Source organism: Candidatus Symbiopectobacterium sp. NZEC151 (assembly GCF_025962655.1).
Classification (GTDB): Bacteria; Pseudomonadota; Gammaproteobacteria; order Enterobacterales; family Enterobacteriaceae; genus Symbiopectobacterium.
This window is the reverse complement of sequence record NZ_JAGFPE010000004.1, coordinates 230,031-251,457: the sequence shown is the minus strand read 5'-3', so window position 1 is coordinate 251,457 and position 21,427 is coordinate 230,031. Positions and strand designations below refer to the sequence as shown.

At 52.1% G+C, this 21,427-nt stretch carries 20 protein-coding genes; 6 read left to right on the top strand and 14 right to left on the bottom strand.

The features are described 5' to 3' along the window. Positions 1 to 65: 65 nt before the first annotated feature. From J5067_RS14460 to J5067_RS14450, 3 genes are all read right to left on the bottom strand, one after another. Positions 66 to 293 carry a YdgH/BhsA/McbA-like domain containing protein gene (locus tag J5067_RS14460; protein WP_264627772.1) on the bottom strand — a complete coding sequence of 76 codons (228 nt, stop codon included), beginning with the start codon at positions 291 to 293 and terminating at the stop codon, positions 66 to 68. Between the two features lie 129 nt (positions 294 to 422). Next, on the bottom strand, positions 423 to 917 hold the full coding sequence (locus tag J5067_RS14455; RefSeq protein ID WP_264643494.1) for a hypothetical protein: 495 nt from the start codon (positions 915 to 917) through the stop codon (positions 423 to 425). A gap of 75 nt (positions 918 to 992) precedes the next feature. Then, the gene (locus tag J5067_RS14450; RefSeq protein ID WP_264651407.1) at positions 993 to 2,441 is read right to left on the bottom strand and encodes an alkaline phosphatase; all 1,449 of its coding nucleotides are present in this window, start codon (positions 2,439 to 2,441) and stop codon (positions 993 to 995) included. A gap of 570 nt (positions 2,442 to 3,011) precedes the next feature. On the opposite strand from J5067_RS14450, the gene J5067_RS14445 reads away from it, so the two are divergent. The 6 genes from J5067_RS14445 (at position 3,012) to J5067_RS14420 (ending at position 10,058) form a co-directional block, all read left to right on the top strand. After that, positions 3,012 to 3,920: a 4Fe-4S dicluster domain-containing protein gene (locus J5067_RS14445; protein ID WP_369076103.1), complete on the top strand. Its 909-nt coding sequence runs from the start codon at positions 3,012 to 3,014 to the stop codon at positions 3,918 to 3,920. 13 nt (positions 3,921 to 3,933) lie between these two features. Beyond that, entirely contained in the window at positions 3,934 to 5,256 is a 1,323-nt protein-coding gene (locus tag J5067_RS14440) for a radical SAM protein (RefSeq protein WP_264651405.1), read from the top strand. Between the two features lie 11 nt (positions 5,257 to 5,267). Next, positions 5,268 to 5,966 (top strand): molecular chaperone, encoded by a 699-nt coding sequence (locus J5067_RS14435; protein ID WP_264627979.1) that lies wholly within the window; start codon positions 5,268 to 5,270, stop codon positions 5,964 to 5,966. Between the two features lie 102 nt (positions 5,967 to 6,068). Beyond that, complete coding sequence (locus J5067_RS14430) at positions 6,069 to 8,657, top strand: molybdopterin-dependent oxidoreductase (RefSeq protein WP_264643498.1); 2,589 nt, start codon at positions 6,069 to 6,071, stop codon at positions 8,655 to 8,657. Positions 8,658 to 8,659: 2 nt separating this feature from the next. After that, on the top strand, positions 8,660 to 9,211 hold the full coding sequence (locus J5067_RS14425) for a DMSO/selenate family reductase complex B subunit (protein ID WP_264643499.1): 552 nt from the start codon (positions 8,660 to 8,662) through the stop codon (positions 9,209 to 9,211). Between the two features lies 1 nt (position 9,212). Next, complete coding sequence (locus tag J5067_RS14420; RefSeq protein WP_264651404.1) at positions 9,213 to 10,058, top strand: DmsC/YnfH family molybdoenzyme membrane anchor subunit; 846 nt, start codon at positions 9,213 to 9,215, stop codon at positions 10,056 to 10,058. Positions 10,059 to 10,122: 64 nt separating this feature from the next. Here J5067_RS14420 and J5067_RS14415 read toward each other — a convergent pair whose 3' ends face one another. The 11 genes from J5067_RS14415 to J5067_RS14365 all read right to left on the bottom strand — a co-directional run bounded on the left by J5067_RS14415 (position 10,123) and on the right by J5067_RS14365 (position 21,386). Then, complete coding sequence (locus J5067_RS14415) at positions 10,123 to 11,022, bottom strand: LysR family transcriptional regulator (protein WP_264627965.1); 900 nt, start codon at positions 11,020 to 11,022, stop codon at positions 10,123 to 10,125. A gap of 74 nt (positions 11,023 to 11,096) precedes the next feature. Further along, a complete protein-coding gene (cho, locus tag J5067_RS14410; RefSeq protein WP_264643779.1) occupies positions 11,097 to 11,939 on the bottom strand; it encodes an excinuclease Cho in 843 nt (280 codons plus the stop codon). Between the two features lie 88 nt (positions 11,940 to 12,027). Then, positions 12,028 to 12,312: a ferredoxin family protein gene (locus tag J5067_RS14405; RefSeq protein WP_195314096.1), complete on the bottom strand. Its 285-nt coding sequence runs from the start codon at positions 12,310 to 12,312 to the stop codon at positions 12,028 to 12,030. Beyond that, positions 12,309 to 13,595: an FAD-dependent oxidoreductase gene (locus J5067_RS14400; RefSeq protein ID WP_264651403.1), complete on the bottom strand. Its 1,287-nt coding sequence runs from the start codon at positions 13,593 to 13,595 to the stop codon at positions 12,309 to 12,311. The genes J5067_RS14405 and J5067_RS14400 overlap by 4 nt, the downstream gene beginning before the upstream one ends. Before the next feature lie 24 nt (positions 13,596 to 13,619). Continuing rightward, positions 13,620 to 14,558, bottom strand: a complete 939-nt coding sequence (locus J5067_RS14395) for an FAD-binding protein (protein ID WP_264651402.1) — start codon at positions 14,556 to 14,558, stop codon at positions 13,620 to 13,622. A gap of 20 nt (positions 14,559 to 14,578) precedes the next feature. Next, the gene (fixA, locus tag J5067_RS14390; protein ID WP_264651401.1) at positions 14,579 to 15,355 is read right to left on the bottom strand and encodes a putative electron transfer flavoprotein FixA; all 777 of its coding nucleotides are present in this window, start codon (positions 15,353 to 15,355) and stop codon (positions 14,579 to 14,581) included. Between the two features lie 98 nt (positions 15,356 to 15,453). Continuing rightward, positions 15,454 to 16,593 (bottom strand): acyl-CoA dehydrogenase family protein, encoded by a 1,140-nt coding sequence (locus J5067_RS14385; RefSeq protein ID WP_264651400.1) that lies wholly within the window; start codon positions 16,591 to 16,593, stop codon positions 15,454 to 15,456. 127 nt (positions 16,594 to 16,720) lie between these two features. Then, a complete protein-coding gene (locus tag J5067_RS14380; RefSeq protein ID WP_264643506.1) occupies positions 16,721 to 18,058 on the bottom strand; it encodes a GntP family permease in 1,338 nt (445 codons plus the stop codon). Positions 18,059 to 18,190: 132 nt separating this feature from the next. Beyond that, on the bottom strand, positions 18,191 to 19,324 hold the full coding sequence (locus J5067_RS14375) for a 2-hydroxyacyl-CoA dehydratase subunit D (protein WP_264651399.1): 1,134 nt from the start codon (positions 19,322 to 19,324) through the stop codon (positions 18,191 to 18,193). Next, on the bottom strand, positions 19,324 to 20,565 hold the full coding sequence (locus tag J5067_RS14370; protein ID WP_264651398.1) for a 2-hydroxyacyl-CoA dehydratase subunit D: 1,242 nt from the start codon (positions 20,563 to 20,565) through the stop codon (positions 19,324 to 19,326). The genes J5067_RS14375 and J5067_RS14370 overlap by 1 nt, the downstream gene beginning before the upstream one ends. After that, a complete protein-coding gene (locus tag J5067_RS14365; RefSeq protein WP_264651397.1) occupies positions 20,562 to 21,386 on the bottom strand; it encodes an acyl-CoA dehydratase activase in 825 nt (274 codons plus the stop codon). The genes J5067_RS14370 and J5067_RS14365 overlap by 4 nt, the downstream gene beginning before the upstream one ends. Between the last annotated feature and the right edge of the window lie 41 nt (positions 21,387 to 21,427).

Genomic DNA, 21,427 nt, shown 5'->3' with positions numbered 1-21,427 from the left:
GCCTTAGAAACAAAAAGGGGGGGCTTTCGCTCCCCTTTCAGGCTGTTCCATCAACGATGATGAAATCATTTATACAGGATTGCTGTGCCACGCAGTTGATCGCCACCAGCAGCAGAGACAATCTTGTAAGACGTTGCGCCCGCGGCTTCAGCCTTGGCAGCCACTTGCGCTTCGAATGCGCTCAGGGTTTCTGCACCACTGACCTGAACGGTACCCACTTCTTGGGCAGCAAAGCTACCGAAAGAAACCAGGCCGAGAGCAAAAAATGCGGCAAATTTTTTGATAGTATTCATGAGGGTAATCCTTCTGTTTGATGTTTGATTAAAAGGCTGTTTGCCTTCGATGTGATAAATCATAGCGCCATCATTCAGAAGTGAATATCAGATAAAATTGCCATAATCATTCAAATTTATTGATTGATTTTACTCTCCTCTGTCGGTAATCGAAATGCCTGATATCAGTGCCAATCCGGGGATATGCAGTTCAACCTGAGTGATTGATGTTGGCGGCGCAACGAACCTTCCGCGCCAGGCACCCACGCGAGGATTTTTATTGCGGTCGTAGCTGAAATTCAATCTCAACGAGGTGGGGAGCTGCGCTTTTCCCGTATCACTCAGCGTAAAATGCTGTCCCTGTGCCTCGATATAAAAGGATGAATTCATTATGTCAGGCGTCATATTCTCATAGATGGTTTCGCCACCAAACGTATCTGCCGTGGTCTCAAACCGCAATTCGATCAGCAACTCTCCATTTTGGCGCACAGCACGCATCACCTGCGCCTGCGCATTGGTGCTTGGCGTCGCTACCGTCGGGTGGTCAGCCGCCAGCACCGCCGAGGTGCTCAGCAGCAGCAGACAAAGCCCTGCCACACTGTGCCGCCGAGCATCACGCCAATGCGCGTTTATCCATTTCTTCATCACGGCCAAATTCCTGTGTTCTGTCATAAAAATAACGCTGCGTACGGTTCGTGGTACACAGCGCAAGCAAGTGGTTTACTGGGGGTCTGCTGCGGTAATGCCAAAGGCATTCAGTGAGGCACGGAAAATATCCGTGTTATCAACAAACCGTTGGCTCTCTTCCGGCACATTGTAGGTTGCCAGCCCCTTGTTGGGTTTCGCCACTGAGCGCAAGAAATCCGCGCCGGCACCTTTAGCATAAACGGGGACCAGTTCACGCGTGTGGGTATCAGTGTGCCAGCGCACCAGCGGCAGCGCCCCGGCGCCCTGATTGACAATGTCGGAGAACGCGTCGTTATTTGAATCTGGTCCCTGCAATAACCCATTGCCGTGATCGGTGGTAACAATCACCAGCGTGTCATCCCAGGAGCTGTTCTTTTCTACCCAGGCTACCGCCGCTTCAACCGCGTGGTTGAAATCGATCTGCTCTTCAATCAAACGCGGCAGGTTATTGGCATGCGCAGCCCAATCCACTGCCCCACCTTCCACCATCAACATAAAGCCGTTCGGGTTCTTGGCTATCAGGTTTAGCGCACCACGGGTCATGGTCGCCAAATCAGGCTGATTATCCAGCAACTCGCCAGCAGCAACGCCCGCACGATTAAACTGCAACGTCGCATGGTTTTGCACCGTACCCACCAGCTTGGTTTTGTTACCCATATTCAGTTTGCCATCAGCCAATGCGACAAAATCTGCTTTGGTTTCAATGTGCTTATAGTCGGTTTTGCCCGCCACCAAACGATCCCACACCGCTTTGCCGCCGACATAGCGGTAGGCCTTATCATCCTTCGGCGTCGTCGGTTTGCCGTTTTCATCATAGGCAGGATGGCCGGAACCCATCACCACCGTTGCCAGCCCAGATTCCACGATCTCTTTGCCAATAGCGGCGTATTCGTTACGGCTAACGTTATGCGCAAGGAAACCCGCTGGCGTCGCATGGCTCCACTGCACAGAGGTGATCACCCCCAACGCTTTGCCGTTTTCTACGGCATATTCACCAATATGCTTGAGCCTTTTGTCATCGTTGGACCAGTTAATGGCGTTGTTGTAGGTCTTGTGGCCGGAGGCCAGTGCAGTTGCTGCCGCAGCGCTGTCGGTAAAATCCGCGCGCAGGTATTCATAACCGGCAAAGTAGCCCGGATATTTACCCAAGCTGCCCTGAAAAGTGCTGTCTACTTTGTCTTTGTTCCAAATTTTATCGGCATCAAACGTAACAGACTTATCCATCGTGCGGGTTGGCACATTAGAGGTGTTAAGCGGATAGGTGGAAGCAAACAGTTTGACATCAAAGTCATCATAGACTTCGTGCCCCAACGCACCGTGCCGATAATAGCTTGCAGCATGCCAGGTGTTGATCCCCGCGCCATCGCTGATAAGCAAAATCACATTTTTCGCTTTTGCGGGTGCCGAGCCCTGCGCAATCGCCCAGGGCGAGAGCACAGCGCTAATAGAAAGAACCAATAATGCGGTGGAGAGCTTTCGCATGGAGAAATTCCTTGTGTAATGATATAACGTAACAATTAGAAACTCTCCGACACATTACCTGCACTTTATGACATTTTCTTGACGCGCATAACGATAGTTTGCGTTGACATTGAAATTTCATCCCTTAATTCGAGCCATGTGGAAAAATGGCTGATACAAAAACAATTATCATTTGATAAATAAATTGTGTAGATTAAGCACACCGTTATAAATATAATTACATAACGATGTGCTGTATTTCAATCCACGCTATTTATGATCATCATCAATATTCGTTAAAATAATCTCGTCTGAAATTCCGTGTCCGCCCCGCCCTTCAATCAGATAAATCACCGCCACAAGGGAGAAAAACGAGATATATAGAAAATACTAATAATGGCATATCGAAAAAATCCATTATCCTTATACAGTATATGGATATAGTATTTTTTTAACTTAAATAACAGCGTTGATAGAATTTAACAAACAAACAACAGATAAATAAAAAACAGCCAAAGACACATACAAAAAAAATAAAACCATACTTTTTTACTAAATTTTTGTCATATTTTCCTTATAAGCCAGCACGAGGTGAATGTTATTAATACTTCGTTCAATGATGACATTGTCGTAACGTCTGATTGTATCCGAAATAAAAGCCGGAGAGTCGAATGTCGGCTATGCACAGAGGCATGTTCATCTGCGGCTCTGTTCATCACCCACGCTGGTGTGGTCAACATTATTCCTGATGCCTGCTCAGGCTGCGGCGGATGCATAGCAGCGTGTCCAGTAATGGCGATAACAGGCTCATTTCCCGAACGTCAAACTGTTGATGACCATTTATATTTGGATGCGATTACCGCCCCGTCGGTGAAAGAACTTTTACTCTATTATCGTGCAGGGTACCGTACGCTGGTTGTAGATGATAATCATTTCTCATGGTGTGATGTCGTCGACCGCACAAATAACCTGTTACGCGCATGTCACCAAGAACCCTTCTCACTGAATCATGCCAGCGCAGAACCAGTAGACGCAGTTATCGCGCGGCGTCGTTTTCTACGTATTGGTACGGTTCAGCGGTATTTACGAAAAAAGAGAGCGCCAACAAACAGATTAATCAGCGATATTTTCCCTGACTATCAACTGTTCAGTATCAATATCAATAAAGATACCTGTTCATTATGCAGTAGCTGCTTGAAATTATGTCCAACGGGCGTTTTCCATTATCAAAACAAGCAATTGGTTATTGAATCAGGCAAGTGCGTTGGGTGTCAACTCTGTCAGGCAAGCTGCCCAGAATCCGCTATTGAGATGAGAGAAGAAATAACAAAAAAAACACAGACGCATTATTCCTTTAACGCTGCATGTTGTCCTCGCTGTCAACAACCGTTCCCATCGTTGAATCCAGGTGAGCACCTGTGCCCGGCCTGTTCCATGCAAGAAAAGCTCCGCTTCACCGGGGACCGTATCGGCATGAAAAGCCTGAATTTCTCTGCGTAACGGAGGGTGAAAAATGAACATCATCAATAGCACGACCTTTCCGTGTATTAACGATCCTGATTTCGCACAGTACGCTCAACGATATATCGAGATTGAGCAAAAGACCTTACAGGCCATCACACGGTATGGTCTGCCGTTTGAATCCACCGGCGAAAGCAGCGATAACGCACTTGCCCTAAAACACCAACTGCGCGCCATGGGAGCCCAGTTTTCCAACAATGACAAAAGCATTCACATCAACTGGATTTCTGATGCATGCGTTGCCTGCCGCACGGGAGCAGGGAGTTACACCGCGTTCATTTCGCTAAAATGCCATCGTCAATGCTATTTCTGTTTCAATCCCAATCAACAGGATTATGACTACTACCAACACCATCTGCGTCAGGCAGCAACGGAAGTTGAACAGATTGCTGCCAGCGGAGAGCCCCTGCAATTTGCGGCGTTGACCGGGGGAGAACCACTATTACACAAAGCGGAAGCGACCGGTTTCTTCAAACAGGTTCAGCACCATTTTCCTGATATTCACGCCCGGCTCTACACTGCCGGCGATCCCCTGGACGAGCAAACCGCACAACAGCTGCAACAAGCCGGGCTGAAAGAAATTCGGTTTAGCATCAAAATTGACGATCCGGCAGAGAAGCAAGCCCGCATACTGCGGCGCATTCGCCTGGCAAAAAAATATATTCCCACTGTAATGGTGGAAATGCCGGTTATTCCCGGCAGCGGCGAACAGATGAAAGCGTTATTGCGCGAACTTGATGCCCTCGGCGTTGACGGTATCAACCTGCTGGAGTTTTGTTTTCCTCTGGCGAATGCCGCCGCGTTTCGCGAACGCGGTTTTACCCTGAAATATCCCCCCTATCAGGTGTATTACAATTATTGGTATGCCGGCGGGTTAGCCATAGCCGGTAGCGAAACATTGGCACTGGAATTGATGCTGTTCGCGTTAGAGCGCGCGTTGAGGCTGGGCGTACACTATTGCTCTTTAGAAAATAAACATACCGGCCAAGTGTTCCAGCAAAACCACCTCAGCCCGGTTGACAACACCTACTATTTTTCTCCCCGAGACGCTTTTTTCAAATGCGCTAAAGTATTCGGCTCGGCCATTACTGCCGTGAAAACCCTTCTGGCCCAACACCACATTCCCGTCAGACACAGCCAGCAACATCACTGTATTCAGTTTCACCCCTCGGCCATTTCCTTGCTTGGTGCATTGCCCGTTGAGGTTTGTCTTTCACTCAACGTTATTGAACACCTTTCAGAAACCGAGCGTTACGTGAAAGAAGTGCAATTACAACACGTGACGCCATCCACCTTTTCACTGGCCGACATTTAAAGGATATGACGATGACCCCTCATCAATTCCCGCAATACCTCATCCAGCGCACCGTGGGTTACGATCTTTTACGCCGGTTGCTGATCGAAGAGCCCACGCCTGCACTGTTGAATTTTCTCCAGCAGCAAGATCTGGCGACGCTGTTCCCTGCGATCGCTGACGCGAATTTCTCTTCAGCAGTAGAAAGTGTGCAGCACGCGCTGGCAGGAGAACCCTTTATCACCGGTGAGAGCGCCTTTGAAAATCTGCATTGGGATTTCACCCGCTTGTTTATCGGCCCTGAGACGCCCCCTGCACCACCGTGGGAATCCATCTATGTATCGCGCGATAAGCTGTTGTTTCAACGTTGCACCCAAGAGGTGAAGCAGGTTTATCAATCCTGCGGGTTGACCATGTCTGACGATGACGGCGAGGCCCCAGACCACATCGGGTTCGAGCTCGATTTTCTTTATCAGCAAAGCCAGTCCGTTGCCGAAGCGTTGCACAGCGGCGCGGCGCTTCAGAACGTCATGCTTTCTCTGCTAAGGCAACGTGATTTTCTCCAGCAGCATACGCTGGCGTTCTGTGATGCGTTTTCTCATAACGTAAAAACACACGCAGAGACCGATTTCTATCGCGGCATCGCTCAGCTATTGCCGGTGTTTTTAACCCACGATGCACAGCAACTCAATCAGGTCGTTGACATGGAGACTGTGCAGGCAACGTCATAACAAAAACGATAACACGCTATGCCCACCGCCATGTCGGCAATGCCGTATTGGCAGATCCGACGGCGGCAGGGTTTTTATGCAATGTGAAAGTAGGAGTATTACATGATCAATAATTTACTTTCTGGAATCAGTCGGCGTGCGTTTATCCAGATAAGCTCCGCGGCAGCCGCTATCGCAGCGTTGCCCATGAGCCGCGGATTACGCGCTGAACCGACTACCGCCCAGCCGGCAACGGCTGTGACGGACAAAACAGGCACCTGGAAACCCGCAGCATGCTGGCATAACTGTGGTGGCCGCTGCTTGAACAAGGCGTTGGTGGTAGATGGCGTAGTAGAACGTCAAAAGACGGATGATACTCACAGTGACACCCCTGATAATCCTCAACAACGGGGATGTCTGCGCGGCCGCTCCCAGCGTAAACAAGTCTTTGGTGCCGACCGTATCCGTTATCCCATGAAGCGTAAAAACTGGGCCCCTGGCGGCGGTGATAAATCGCTCCGTGGGCGTGATCAATGGGTACGCATCAGTTGGGACGAAGCGCTGGACATTGTGGCCAGCGAAACCAAGCGTATCAAAGAAAAGTATGGCAATGAGTCAATCTGGCTCACCGGCTCTAACGGCACGCATTACCTTAATATGTACGCTAACTACGGCGGTTATACCTCAGACTGGGGAACGACGTCCTGGGGAGCATGGAAAGACACACCGGAATATATCGGCGTTCATGATGGGTGGGTCCGTTTCGGCACCAACGATCGTCTGGACTTACGCAAATCTCAGCTTATCGTCCTGTGGGGAGCCAACCCCGCCTGGAGTAGCCCGGGCAGCCCGACCTATCACTATCTGCAAGCGAAAAAGGCCGGTGCGCGCTTTATCTGTATTGATCCGAGCTACCATGCAACCTGTGAGCTGCTCGATGCCGATTGGGTTCCGGTCAACCCTGGCACAGACCATGCGCTTGCACTAGGCATTATGTATGCCCTACTGGAAGAGGACGATCCGCAAAACAACCCGCTGATAGATTGGGATTTCCTGAACCGTTGCTGTGTTGGCTTCGACAGGGAGCACATGCCTGCAAGCGCTAATCCCGATGATAATTTCAAAGATTATCTGTTGGGCACCTTTACCCACGAGCCCAAGAATCCTGAGTGGGCCGCCGAAATCTGTGGTGTTGCGCCAGACACTATCCGTAGCCTGGCAAGACAAATCGGTGGCACTCGCCGCGTCGCCCTGCTCACTGGGTGGGCACCAGCCCGTATTCACAATGGTGAAGGATGGGTTCATGCGTTTTCAACGCTCGGTTTTATGACCGGGCATATGGGCCGTTCTGGCCGAATGACTGGCGTATGCTGCCATTACACGGCTGGCAACGGCGGTACACGTTTGGTTAACGGCGGCGGTACAGGGCTCCCCAACTTCCCAAACCCGATCAGCAGCACCATTAATCACAACGAGATCAACAGGGCATTAACGGAAGGCAAATTTCGTCAGCGCGGTAAGGGCGAGAAACAGGTGGATATCCAGATGATGTTCCACACCTTCAATGCCACGATGCAAACGCGAGCCAATATTACGCAAGGCATCGCTGCACTAAGGGAGAAGGTTGAGTTCATCGTCTCTCCCACTTATGTGTTGCACACCAGCGCCAAGTATTCTGATGTGGTCTTGCCGGTCACGACCGAATGGGAACGGGAAGGCACCATTTTAAACCCCAGCAACCGCGACGTGCTGATTGTGGCAGTGAATATTGTTAAACCGCTTTATGAAGCGAAAAGCGATCAATGGATTGCAAAAGAGATCGGCAAACGTCTGGGCGTTGATGTTGATAAAATCTTCCCGATTTCTGAAAAGCAGCAGTTTTTCAATACGCTGCAAGGGGCTAACGTCATTGATGAAGACGGTAAGACCAAGGTTCCTTTGTTAACCATCACTGAGCAGGATCTGGCAGCATGGGGCGTTAAGGGGAAAACGCAGCAGGGCAAAACCTCGCTGAATGCATTCCTGACCCGTGGCACCTATCAGGTAGAGCGCACCGAAGGGGATAATTACGGCTATATCGCCTATAAAGATTTTGTCCAGGCCCCAGAGAAGAATCCACGCGACACGGATAGCGGGAAGTTTGAAATTTATTGCGAGAAACTCAAACGAATCAGCCATGAGTACGGCTGGAATGAAGTACCTCCTATTCCTGCCTATACCGCCAAGCCCAAAGGGTATGAAGAAAGCTTCTCAGATTGGAACGCTAAAGTGAAAGGCGAGTATCCCTTCCAGGTTTACAATCCGCACTATTTAAGACGTTCACACAGTACGTTGGATAACGTGCCCTGGCTTAGAGAAGCCTGGCCCTCACCCGTCTATCTCAATAAATCTGATGCCACTCGCCTTGGCATCCGCCACGGTGAAACCGTGCTCATTACCAGCGCCTCAGGAAAAACGCTGCGCCCGGCCTGGCTGACCGAGACGTTGAAACCCGGCGTTGTCGCGCTGCCTCACGGCAGTTGGTTCGAGCTTGATGAGGCCAGCGGCATTGATTTGGCCGGGGCGGATAACGCTATATCGGAACAGGTCGCGACCGGGTTTGGGACATCGGGCTGGAATACCGTGCTGTGCGACGTGAAAAAGTGGCAAGGCCCGGCATTGATTCCTGATGTAGACAGACCACAACGTATCATTTTTGGTGAGGAGCGATAACGATGGAACAGGTTGGATTCTATTTTAATGCCGCCGCGTGCATCGGTTGCAAAACATGCGTCATCGCCTGCAAAGATAAAAACGATCTGGAAGTGGGACGTAATTTTCGACGGGTCTACGACTTTGAGGAAGGTACGTTTCCCAAGCCGAAACGTTGGCATCTTTCTATCGCGTGTAATCATTGCGACTCGCCTGCCTGTGTCAGCCATTGCCCCACCAAGGCGATGCATAAGCGCGAAGAAGATGGGGTGGTCGTGGTCGATCACACACTGTGTGTCGGCTGCCGCTACTGCACCTGGGCATGTCCTTACGAGGCACCGCAGTTTGATGAGGCGTCTGGCATGATGACGAAATGCGATACCTGCCTGAATCTGCGCGCCAAGGGGGAAAACCCAGCCTGCGTGGATGCCTGCCCCATGCGAGCCTTGGATTTCGGTCCCATCAGTGAACTCCGGAAAAAATACGGCAACAATGCGGATATCGCAGGTCTGCCCGACTCATCGCTAACCCGACCCAACTTGATCGTGGGTACTAAAACACAGCGAGGATACTGACATGCACGAATGGCCATTGATCTTTTTTACCTTGCTGATGCAAATCACTATCGGTTGTGTCGTCACCGTTTGGTATTGCCATACATTCATTTTCACTACGTTGACCGATGATAAACGGCTGAAGCTGGCGAGTCCCGCACTCTTGTGTGCGTTACTGTGCGGCGGCGTTGGCTTATTGGCATCCGTTGCGCATCTGGGTAACCCGTGGCATGCGCTATTTACACTTAGCCATGTCGCCTCATCCTGGATGAGCCGCGAAATCCTGTTCACAGCGCTGTTTATAGGCTTGCTATTTTTGACACTGGTTTATGCTCTGGTGAAAAAACAGCTACCTACCGCACTGCTGGGGCTCACCGCGTTGGTCGGCGTGGCGGATATCTTCGTCATGTCAGCCATTTACGACCATAGCCGTTTTATCCTTTGGCAAGGATGGGGAACCTATGCGGGCTTTTATGGTTCGGCGTTTATGATGGGCAGCCTGTTGTATGCGCTGTGCCTGTGGCCCCAGTTACACCAACTGGCAGAGGATGAGAGTGCGCGTGCCATGACACCTTTGCTTCGCTTCTACCTGCTGGGTTTTGTGCTGGCTACGGTTGCGGTCATTGTCATGTTTTCTGCCGTTGCCCCCAACCTTGCGCAAGGAATCAGCATTAAAACCGCTGCGGTGAATGTCGGAACACTGACGCTGTGGCGTTACCTGCTGCTGGGCATCGCACTGGTCCTGCTGGTGACCTATGTCACCCGATTGCCACGAAAATCATTGCCCGCTCTGCTCTCACTGGCGTTGATGATAACCATCACCGGCGAGTTCTTAGGGCGCTACGCGTTCTTTAGCGTCGGAGGGTGATCGTGCGCTAACCATCAATGGGCTGGCTAACAGCCCATTTTTTATGGCGCAGAACAGGGGATGATTACGCGTTTTTTTGTTTACGAATGAAATCTATCAACATCTCAGCGCTGGGCAGCAAAGGGCGCGCGGGTAACCACACGGCCCCAATATCCATCGAAGGGATCACGTTACTCACATCCCGCCGGACAATACGATTGCCTTCCAACGACCAGGGGCGATACACAAAATCAGACAAAATGGTGACACCGTGGCCTTGCGCCACCATACCCCTTATCGCCTCAATGGAGGTCGATTTAAATTTGATGCGTGGTTGCAGATTTTGCTCAGCCCAGTAATGATTGACGGTAGGGATATGGTCATCCATATCGAGAAGCAAAAAATCTTCTTTCGCAATGCTCTCTAACGTAATCGTCGGCGCATCCTGTAATGGGTGGCCGGCACAGGTCCATAATCGCCGAGTCGAACGAATGAATATCTCTGTCGCAAAATCCTCTGGCAGCATGATGTTAGACACCAGCATCAAGGCCAGATCAACCATCCCGGCCCTTATCGCCTGACACAATCGGGGAGAAGGATACTCAACCAGGCTAAATTGCAAAGAAGGAAAGCGCGCCGTAATCGAGCTCAGCAGCGCAGGCAGCATATAGGCCGAGAGGGTTTCAGTGACACCAATGCGCAGCGTTCCACTCAGATCGTTAGACGGAATCAGCATATCATCCGTCGCGAGCTGAACGGTGTTTAATACCTTTCTGGCATGGCGTAATAGACGCTCTCCGGTTTCCGTCAGGCGTATTCCTTTGGCATGGCGGGTAAACAGCGACCTTCCGCATTGCTCTTCCAGATTTTGCAGCGCAACCGTCATTGACGATTGGGAAACATTGCAAAACAACGCTGCCTTAGAGATTTGTCCGGCATCGGCAACAGCGACAAAAAATTCAAGTTGGCGCAGCGTAAATAACATCGAAAATCCATAGCATAAATGTGGATAATCCATATTATCATTCATCAGCCGCGATGAATGTCGATGAGATCAGATCATTCCAGCAAAATGACCTCATGCTGCCCCTTTAACAGCGGCCCGCTTAAAATCTTGTATCCGTCGCGATCAAAACCGTGAGCGACCTTGGTCAAGCGTGCTGCATCAGCGATGTCTTCTACGGATCCGAGGTAATACCAGTTGTTGATAACATGAATCTGCCGCACATCGCCGTGCTGCTCCACCAGCCCGACGGCGCCCGAGTAAGGCCAGTTGAACACACGTAGCTGTTGCAGCCCATCGAGCAGACGCAGTTGATGCTCTACCACCGGTTCCTTGCCACAACAGGCACCTGCGCATCGCCCCAGTTGATGTCTGAAACAAGCCCGACCGTGCGGTTTTTTTTCCAAACCTAACAGCCCGTAACACAGCAACTCACTGTCGGCGATATCCAGCAGCGCTTGCTGCGCAGCGCGCCGGTTGGAGAACAAGCCGTATAAATCGGGCGTATGGGAAAAGTCGATCTCTTTTGCCGAGACAATATGGGGGGCGCCGTTACGCAAATGCAACGAGCAGAGCTGGCGACTGCGCCGCAACCGTTTATTGTGCAACGGCTGTAGCTGTTTGATCATTTGCGCTTCCAGCAACAGCGCGCCAATCTCACCCGCCGTCAAATGATAGCTGATGCGGCGAGACTGGTGCAGCATGCGCGCCTCGGAAACGGTCCTGAAATGCGACATGACTCGACTGCGGATATTGACGCTTTTACCGATATACAGCGGCATGACATCGCTATCGCTATGGAAGACATAGACGCCTGGTGCTGCGGGCAATCCCTCAAGAAACGGGCGCAGGTGCTCAGGGTAGTGATAGGCCTCCATGGCATCTAACGGCTTATCCATAGAGGCTTGATACGGATTCACGGGGATACTCGCCATTACTGTAATTGCATACAGTGTAGCAAATTTTCACCCGTTGAAAAGTCCCCACTCAACCATAGCGAAACTCAACCCCCTGGGTCCCGACGGGAAAGCTCCATTTCTCCAGAATGGTGTTCCCGCACAGCACGCGGCAGGTACCGCACTCCAAACACCCTGCGGAATCAAACAGATATTGGCCTTGCTCATCCTGTTTATACAGCCCTGCCGGACAGGCTAACATCAGCTTGTTGAACTCCACCGGGTCAGGGTTGGCAATCAGTACAATGTGCGGATTGCCCTCATCAACATAAAACTTGTTAACCCCCAGCTTGATATCCACATTGACCTTACTCATAACCAACGCACTCCTTTAAAACCATCTTTCAGGATGTTCATTACCCCGACGTTTCCGATGCGGGAGAACATCTTGTTACGCAGAGGACGTTGCGGACCGTTGATGGTAAACAGATCCTGCATCATGCCCGTCATCATCGTCGGATAGGCGCTGAAAAAACGTGGATTGTCTAAAAACGCTGGCAGATTTTTATACAGCTTCATGTCTTTGAGAACGAAGCTTTCATCCAGCAGCATCTGATAGCCTGACAACCCCTGTCGGCTGAAATCGTCACGCTGTTTGGCTGCGATAACGGCTTTGGCGGCAGCTTCTCCGGAAGCAATAGCCAAATCCATGCCACGTACCGTATAGCCGACGTTCAGACAGAACCCAGCGGCATCACCGGCAATCAACACGCCATCACCGATCAGCTCCGGTACCATATCCAAACCGCCTTCAGGCACCAGATGCGCCGAGTATTCCAGCAGTTTGCCATCACTGACCAGCGGGGCAACCAGCGGATGTTGCTTGAAATCCTCCAGCAGTTGCGGCACGCTTTTGCTCAGCTTGTCTACGTTGTGCAAACCGAGCACCAAACCTAATGAAACGGTGTTCTTGTTGGTATACAGGAATCCGCCCCCCATCAGGCCCTCAGAAGGCGTGCCAGCAAACAACCAGGCCAGTCCATCATCTCCAGCACAACCAAAACGCTCGGCCATCTGTTCCGGGGTAAATGCCAGCAGTTCTTTAACCCCCACCGCCACTGTATGGGGATTGACATGGCGCACCATACCCAGCTTTTCCCCCAACAGTGAATTAACCCCGTCAGCCAGAATCACAACGCGCGCTTCAATTTCGTCTTCGCCCGCTCTGACGCCACACACCTTCCCTTCTCGCACGATCAATTCGTCAACGCGTACGCCGGGGATCAATTGCGCGCCCGCAGCCTCCGCCTCCCCCATCAACCAGGGATCAAACGTGGCGCGTAACACGGTGTAGGAGCGCTCTTCGGGCAGCGCAGAAGCCGCGTGCTGGTAGTCCAGCGTGACGCCGCTATCCGCTGTCAGCATGGATATTTTCTCTCGAGTGACCTGACGCTCCAGCGGCGCGCGTTCGGCAAACCCCGGCATGATGCGCTCCAGGCTGTGGGCATAGAGCCGCCCACCCGTCATGTTTTTTCCACCCGAGACATTGCTGCGTTCAATCACCAGCACATCCAGCCCGGCTTGTGCCAATACGTAGGCGGCTGTGGCACCGGCCAGCCCTCCCCCCACGATGATGGCGTCAAAAATATCGTCTGCCATAGTGTGTTAATCCTTTACCTTGCGTTAACGGTTTAACCGGGCGGTTAACGCCGGCAGAATTTTATAAAGATCGCCGACGATACCGTAATCAACGCTATTGAAAATCGGGGCATTCTTGTCTTTATTGATGGCAACCAGCGTTTTGACGTTGTTCACACCGACCATATGCTGGATCTGCCCAGACACACCGGCGGCAATATAAAGATCGGCGTGCAGCGTGGTGCCGGAAACGCCGATATAGCGCTGATGTTCCATCCAGCCTTCCCCCTCTGCAATGGGGCGCGAACAGCCCACTTCCCCGTGAATCGCCTGAGCCAATGCGCTCGCCAGTGCGATATCCTGCTGTTTGCCAAAGCCCCGTCCGACGCCAACCACGCGCTTCGCCTTGGCGAGATCGACCGTGCTACCGGGTTTGGCCCGACGCGCAATCAGTTTCAGCGGATGCGCTGGCGGAACAAACGCGCCCGGCTTTACACTCGCGCTGGCCGCACCGTTAACGCTTTCCTCAGCGCTACTGCCACAGGTGACCACAGCGTAGGGCGAGAGCAACTGTTGCGTCTCATGAGCCAAGCCGCCATAGAACGGATGAGAGGCAAACACGCCGTCTTCTTCTACTCGCAAGCGAATGACATCATTGACCACCGCAGCATTAAGTTGTGCACCCAGTCGCGCGGCGATGGCTTTGCCGCGTTTGCTGGCCGCCAGCAACACCAGCGCCCGAGGTCCTGATTCACGAATAATGCTGACAAACGATGGCACATAGTCTTCGCTGACAACGCCTTCCTGCGGCGTGAAGTGATACACGATATTGGCGCCGAGATTGACGCACGCCTTCACCTGCTGTTCATCCCCCACAAATAAAACGTTAACTTCCTCGCCCCACTGGCGGGCGCTGGCAAGTAGACCGGCAAGACGATCCGTATTGTCGGCGTAAACAAAAACGAGCGGTAATAGCGTAGCCATGATGGATTCCTTGCGTAGGGTTATTGATTCAGCGCTTTACGAAGATGATCGGCGAAGGCAGCGATATTGTCGTCAGAATCGCCTTCGATGCAGATGCCAAGCCTGTCAGCTTGTTCCGGCGCACAGGCGCTAACGCGGATCGCCGTTACCGGGCCAGAGTCACAGGCCACATCGGCCAGACTCCACTGGGTCACCGTTTTTTTACTCGCTGCCAGAATCGCTTTCATTGACGGCAGGCGCGGCGTGTTGATATCCGATGTCACGGAGATCACCGCAGGCAAGGTCAGTTCCAACTCTTCCACCACATCTTCGAGGTCACGCTCAACGCGCACTTTATCGCCGACAACGGTGATTTTGCTGACCGCATTGACGCAGGGCAGATTGAGCCGCTCGCCTATCTGGATACCGGTTTGTTGTGCATAGAGATCGCCAGAACCTTCGCCACAGATAATCAGATCGAAGCCTAGCTTCTGCGCGGCACAGGCCAGAATCTGTGCTGTTTCGGTTGGGTAGCTCCCGTCACAGGCGTCATCGGCGATCACCGTTAACGTATCAGGCCCACGAGACAGCACGTCCTTACGAATTCGGGCGTTTTCCAGCAGGGTCTTACTGCCCACGCTGAGCGCCGTCAGTTGGCTGCCGGGCTGTTCGCTTGCCAGCACCGTTGCAGCCTCTAAGGCATTGAGATCGTAGAGGCTGATTTTCAGATTGGCATTATCCACACACAGCGAACGATCCGCGTTGGTGGTGATGTCTTGCTCGTCATGGACGATTTTGCAGCAGGCGATAAGTCTCATAGTGAGCGCTCTCCCTAAAGATGCCCGAAAAAAGAAGGTGGTTGAAGCGGGCCACAGAGCGCAACAGATCGCTGTGGCCAACAGGTCAGTGGCCTGATTCAGGCCAAAATATGTTTAGCGATCACCATGCGTTGTACTTCACTGGTGCCTTCGAAGATCTCTGTCAACTTCGCTTCCCGCATCAGTCGTTCAACCGGATACGACGAGGTGTAGCCCATGCCACCGTGCAGTTGCACTGCTTTTTGGGTGACATAGGTGGCAGCTTCAGAAGCATAGAGCTTGGCTTGTGCGGCTTCGCGCGTGTAGGGGTGTCCGGCCATTTTGGCGGCAGCGGCACGATAGACCAGCATACGGGCACAATCGACCTGGGTAGCCATCTCTACCAGCATCCACTGTACCCCTTGATTAGCGGCAATGGGTTTACCGAACTGGATACGCTCTTTGGTGTAGGTGAGCGTGGCATCGAGTGCACTTTGGGCAATGCCCAGCGCAATGGCCGAGCAACTTAGCCGACCGCCATCCAGCGTTTCCATGGCGATAGCAAATCCTTTCCCTTCCGCGCCCAAACGACAACTGGCTGGCACCACACAGTCGCTGAAGCTGACGGCACAGGTATCGGAACCGTTCATCCCCATTTTCTCTTCCGGCAGGCCGATGCTAATGCCGGGGTTATCGCGCTCAACCAGAAACGCGGTAATGCCCTTTACCCCTTGGCTTTTGTCGGTCATGGCAAACACGATAAAGAATGCCCCCTGCGGTGCAGCGGTGATCCAAAGCTTGGAGCCGTTGATGATATAGTTATCGCCCTGACGCACTGCGGTGGTCTGCTGTGCGGCAGCATCACATCCGGCGCTCGGCTCCGACAGGCAGAAACAGCCAAGGCTTTCCCCCGTCACCACCTTCGGCAGCAAACGTTGCTGTGTCTGCGCGTCGGCATATTTCTGAACGATCGGCCCGGTCAGGGAACATTGCGATCCCATGATCATGGCATGAGCAGCACTCACCTTTGCCATTTCTTCCGTCGCCACTATATAGCTGATCGCATCAGCATCGCTGCCGCCGAATGCCTCGTTAATATTAAAACCAAACAGGCCTAATTCAGCCATTGGCGTAATACTTTCCTGCGGGAAACGGTGCTGTTTATCAATAATAGCGGCAATGGGTTTAATATCGCTGTCCACAAACTCTCTGACCATATTACGAATCAGCGTTTGTTCTTCGTTAAGTTCGAAATTCATTTTTACGTCTCCCGATAATCTTACTGGAATAAATAGTTATTCCCTGGTGTTTCATATTTTTTCGGTACGCGGTTACAAGATAATTACCACGCACCGGCGTAGATCACGTCCTGATTAACAGAGGAGGTTATCCACCGAGCATAGTGATAGAGGCGGGCAACACAGCGTAAAGCAGCAGCATAAAGGCCATGGCAACCAACGGAATGGCTAACGTCAGCATACCGACCGGACCATAGGCTTGTTTATGGCTGACACCGCACACACTCAGTACGGTAATAATCAATCCGTTAAAGGGTGGCGTGGTACTCATGCAGGCCATGGTCGCCACGCGGTGCAATGCCCCCTGATCCACCACCGCAGCCGGAAACATAGAGGCAATCAGCGGCATGGCGATACTGAGTGCACCCGAGCCGGAACCGCTGATAAACACCAACGCACCGACGGCAATGGCGGTGACCATCAATGGGCTCAGCCCGGAATGCGCGATCGCCTGAAAGGATTCCTGAAACGCAGGCAGCTTCATGACCAGCGCGCCAAAACCGACGATGACCGCCGTGTTAAACAGAGACACCACGCCCTCCATGGTGCCTGCCGCCAGGTTGCCGATAATCTCTTTCCAGTTGAGATAGCGAGCGTAAATAATCAGTGCCGAAACGATGGCGCAAAACAGCGCAATTGCCGGGTCCCATTTCAAAATATTCAGCACCGACAGCAACAGCAGCATCGGCAACAGCGCAATGATCACATGGGGCTGCGGCTTATCTTTTGCCGCACTCTGCGGAGCATTGCTTTTCCCGGCGGCGGCATCGTCATCCACCCACCCTTCGCCGCTGGCTTTCACTTTGCGAAACAGCCATGACAGATAGAAGATCACCAATGTCGCCTGAAAAGCGGCCGTCAATAATCCTGGCACTAACCCCGCAGTGGCTGAGGTGCCGAGAAACTTCATCGGTATCAGGTTCTGGATTTGGGGAGAACCCGGCATGATCATGACAAAGGTGCCCGCACCGGCAAAATAGACAGCGGGGATCAGCCTGCGCGGCAAATTGGCTTTTTTGAACATGCTGACCATCATGGAGTAGACGGTAAACAGCGCCACAAACACCGAGACACCGCCATACGCCAGAATGGCACAGGCTGCCACCAATGAGGGGATTACCGCCCTTTCACCAAATTTACCGATGATGAACGATGCCACGCTGTCAGCCGCGCCGCTGATGGCCGTCAGCTTGCCGAATATCGCCCCCAGTACGAAGATAAAAAAGAAGGCGCCGAAATAGCTGCCAAGCCCCGTGGTGTAGATTTTTAATATCGCATCCAGAGGATTCAGGCCATCTGGCGCGGTTAACCATGCCGTCACGGCTAAAAACAGGCTGGCGGTAAAGACAGAAATAAAGATGTGTATGCCTTTTATACACATCACCATCAAAATAATTAATCCGAGAATCAAACAGAAAATACCCATGATATTCTCTCTTCTATTTATTTATCAGCGTCAGAGATGATTAAATTAAACAACCATTCGCCGTGATTGAACGCGGTGTAATATGCCGCGCTCAACCCAGCTTCATTAATTTACCAATCGTCGCATATTCATTTATGCTGAAAGCACATCGGCAAAAGTCTGTAATGCCGTACGCGCCTGCTCGTAACTTTTTGTTTGTTGATCGATTTCAATAATAATGGAGGGAATACCTTCCTTATCGAGCTGCTTTTTGATAATGGGTGCATCAAACTCTTCCGGATCGCAAAACTTGGTTAACAGATACACCACGCCCTGCGCATTATTTTTCCGCACCATATCAACCAACACACTGCCGCGTTTCTTCTCGGGATCGTGTAGCAATGAGCACCCTTCGAGCTGGGCAATCTGCAAGGCCAGGCGACGGTAGGGATCGCTGTCAGGAGGAACGTCTTGCCGGAATTGGCGGGATTCGTGAGCCACTTCATCAGCCACGATCGCCATATGGTTGTCAGCAAAAATTTGCAGAATGGCAGGGCTGTCCGCGATGATGCCAGTCACCACAATGTTATGACCATCCCACTGCTCGGTTGGCAATTGTGTGCACAGTGCGCTGATCTCACGCACACGCAGGGTATGTTCCACCACGTCCATGAAATAGCCGCTTTTTATCACGGTATTACGCATCAGCGGGCTAATGGTACGCGGGTAGCGAGCGGCCACCTGTGAGAATTCACGCAGCGCGGTACGATGCTGATTAAACAGTTCAATGGCGCGATCGAGCGCTTGCGGCGTGACAGACTGCCCGGATATCCGCCCTAATTGCTGGGCGATACGCTGATACTGTTCAGTCAAAAACGCAATACCAGCCGGCATGGCGCGATTCTGTGGATGCACCAGTTGGATAAAGGGCACCTGCGGCACCCCCACCTTCCAGTTTTGCCCCAGGCATTTAAGGGTGTCACACAGCACCGGAATCATCACCGCCGACAGTTTATTCAGTGCATGATCCAGACCCAGTTCCAGCGTGGACAGCGCCAGCGCGCAGTAAAACGGCGGGAAGTATTTCTTGGCCTCCGAGATCTCCTTCCCTTCTGCCCCCCACAGGCCAAACGGTACCATGCCTGCCGCATAAACGATTTCATTCGGGGTATATTCCGGAAAGCAGCCGACAACTTGCTTACCGCTTTTCAGCAGCGCATTAAGTTGCTTGCCGGGGTTATTAACGATCTCCTGCAACTGTTCAATTTTTTGATTTACGCGTTCCATCACAAGCCCCCTTTGTGCGCAGCCGCTTTATTGGCAGCCATAATTTCCGTTAGTGCCTCAATGCGAGTCACGTATTGCGCTTCAGAGAAACCGCGCGGATCGGCCTGATCGCCATCAAACGTGACAGTAGGGATGTTCAGTTCGTGACGAATGCGGCGCTCAATCTCTGGCATGATGCCGCTCCACAGCTTGCAACTGCGGTTGACGTGAATGACCGCGCCATCAATGTGGTTCTGGCGGCCCACATCAATACGCATATCTGCCGCACGTTCCAGCGATACGCAGTTAGGCACGTAGGAGTAAGCGCGCATCATTTCGTCGCTGTTTTGGTAAATCACGCCAAACGCCGTGGCATATACCGTGGCGGTAACGTTGATTCCCTGCTCTTTCAACGGCGTGGACGTGGCGCGCAAATAGGGCCAGCAGGCGATGCCTTCAAACAACACGCGATATTTCTCTTCACCACGGTAGGTGGACTGCTGCTCTTGAATATTGTGTTCCATCTCTTCACACAACTGCTCAAAGGCTTCTGCCGCTTCCAGTCGCCCGCGCGCGCAGACGGCCACCGCCATGTGATTAAACAGATCGAAACCGTTCATGGGTGAAGGTTGATACTGACAATATTCCGCCGCTTTCAGCCAGGCGCGGCCAGTGCGTTGCGAAATTTCACACACTTCCTTGAACCGCTCCTCTGAGTACGAGCGCCCGGTGATTTCGGCCAGGTGCGTAAAAGCGTCGTCAAACTGCGCCTTGATATAGCGCACCGTGGCGTCATCGGTGTCGTAGTCATTTTTGAACGGGATATCGATCAGGATCAGCGGGATATGCAATTCATAGGCAATATTTTCATACCACTTGATCATGCAATTGCAGATGTTGTTACAGCACAGCAGAAAATCCGGCTGCGGCATATCCATCTCTTCGCAGTGCTTGATATCCGCGTAGGAGAGGCTGATGCGGGCATAGGCACAAATATCGTTGGAATATCCCAGACTCTCGGCATGTTCGCACATGCGCAGACCACCGCCTTTCGCCGCGATTGCGGCCGCCTGATTTTCTGGGTACACCACCGGGATATCCAATGTTTCCGCGATCTCCTGCGGAAAGTTGGAGGCACACCAGCCGATTTTTTCACCGCGATTTTTCGCATCCCAGGCCCGTTGATAAGCTTGAGCCGCGATGTTCTGCAATTTTTTCTTTGCCGGAACCGGTTCCGACGTTTGAGGGGTTACATTGCTCATAGATGTGTTCCTGAAAGAGGTGCGTCGCTCGCGAGTAACGCGCTGCACGCTTCAAACGCATAAATAGCCGCTCCTATCGCCCCGTTATATTGTGATAATGGCGATGTCTTGATGGGAGCACCCAATTCCTGACTGACATAGCGAACCACTTCAAAATTCTTCGCTACGCCGCCGGTCATGATGACCGGTTGTTCAATACCGACGCGTTTTGCCAGCCCGGCAATACGGCTGGCAACGGATTTGTGAATACCATTGATGATGTCGGGAATGGTTTCGTTATTGGCGAGATGTGAGATCACTTCAGATTCGGAAAATACCGTACAGGTTGAACTGATGGTGACGCGCTTTTGTGACTGCGCACCGAGCGCTGCAAGCTCATCGATGCGTGTCTCCAGCACCCGCGACATGACATCGAGAAAACGTCCGGTGCCCGCGGCACACTTATCGTTCATGACAAAATTAAGCAGGCGCCCCTGCCCATCCATATGCAGGGCTTTGACATCTTGCCCACCGATATCAATGACCGTTTTAACGCCGGGAAACAGATAGTTGGCACCTTTGGCATGGCAACTGAGCTCGCTAACCTCTTTGTTGGCTTCCTTGAGGGAATGACGGCCATAGCCGGTGGCGCACACCCAACGGATATCACTGCGGGCACCGCCATACAGGCGCAACACTTCCGCTATCGATTTTTCCGGTCCTGACGTACCCGCCCCAACCGCAAACAAGGATTGTGCGACGATCTCTGTTCCGTTACGCATGATGATGCATTTCGAGGCGGACGAACCGATATCCACCCCCATGGTAAGTATCTCTTGCATACAGCCTCTCTTCGGTACTGACCTGTTCCGATGACACAACC